This window comes from Azospirillum endophyticum (assembly GCF_016595245.1).
Classification (GTDB): Bacteria; Pseudomonadota; Alphaproteobacteria; order Azospirillales; family Azospirillaceae; genus Azospirillum; species Azospirillum endophyticum.
In genome coordinates, this window is record NZ_JAENHM010000011.1 from 1 (window position 1) to 934 (window position 934).

A 934-nucleotide genomic window follows, 5' to 3' on the forward strand; every position below is an offset into this window, starting at 1 on the left:
AGAGTCCGACTCAGAATCGGTTAGGTTGTTGATGCTCGCGCGATTCGTCGCGAGAGTAGTTTGACGCTGGCGATCATGAGCCAAGCGAGGGCGCTTTCGAGGGTGGCTTCGAAGTCCTTGGCGAGGCGTCGATTTCGGTTGAGCCAAGCGATTGTCCGCTCGACGACCCAGCGCCGTGGGAGGAGTTCGAAGCCCTTTGCGGTATCGGACCGCTTGATGATCTCCAGGGTCCATTCTCCCATCGCCCGCAAAGCGGTTTCGAGCTTCGGGCCGGCATAGCCGCCGTCGGCAAAGACATGGCGGAGCCAGGGATGGGTCTGGCGCATCGAGGCCAACAGCATCGGCGCTCCATCCCGGTCCTGGACATCGGCGGCATGGACGATGGCGGCGACCAGAAAGCCGGTCGTGTCGGTCAGGATGTGGCGTTTGCGGCCCTTGGTGCATTTTCCGGCATCGTAACCGCGCGGCCCCCCCGCTTCCGTCGTTTTCACCGATTGGCTGTCGATCACACCGGCCGTCGGGCTGGCCTCGCGTCCCATCGCCTCACGGGCCGCCCCCACCAGATGGTGGTTGATCGTCGACCAGAACCCGTCGTCCCGCCAGCGGTAGAAGTAGCCCTGAACGGTCGTCCAGGCGGGAAACTCCTTGGGCAACATCCGCCATTGGCAGCCCGTCGTCGCAATATAGAGGATCGCGTTCACGATCGTGCGGAGATCCACCTTCCGCGGGCGTCCACGTTGGCAAGGCGACGGCAGGTGGGGAGAAAGAACCGCCCATTCCGCCTCCGTCGTATCGCTTGCGTAGCGCAACTCCTTCCGCTCATAATTCGGCCGCGTGATTTCGCTCCAGACCATTCCGTGATTCCTTCCTGTGTCGCAACTTGAACGAATCACAGGTCGGCGAAATTACGCAACTTTATTTCCGGTCAGCCTCT

At 61.9% G+C, this 934-nt stretch carries 1 protein-coding gene; it reads right to left on the reverse strand.

Annotated elements, in window-relative coordinates; translation table 11 throughout:
• Nucleotides 1-20: 20 nt before the first annotated feature.
• Nucleotides 21-854 carry an IS5 family transposase gene (locus JHL17_RS03690; RefSeq protein ID WP_200190704.1) on the reverse strand — a complete coding sequence of 278 codons (834 nt, stop codon included), beginning with the start codon at nucleotides 852-854 and terminating at the stop codon, nucleotides 21-23.
• Nucleotides 855-934: the final 80 nt, after the last annotated feature.

Excerpts from the sequence above, each read along its gene's own strand:
- JHL17_RS03690 (WP_200190704.1), bottom strand. The coding sequence starts at position 854 with ATGGTCTGGAGCGAAATCACGCGGCCGAATTATGAGCGGAAGGAGTTG.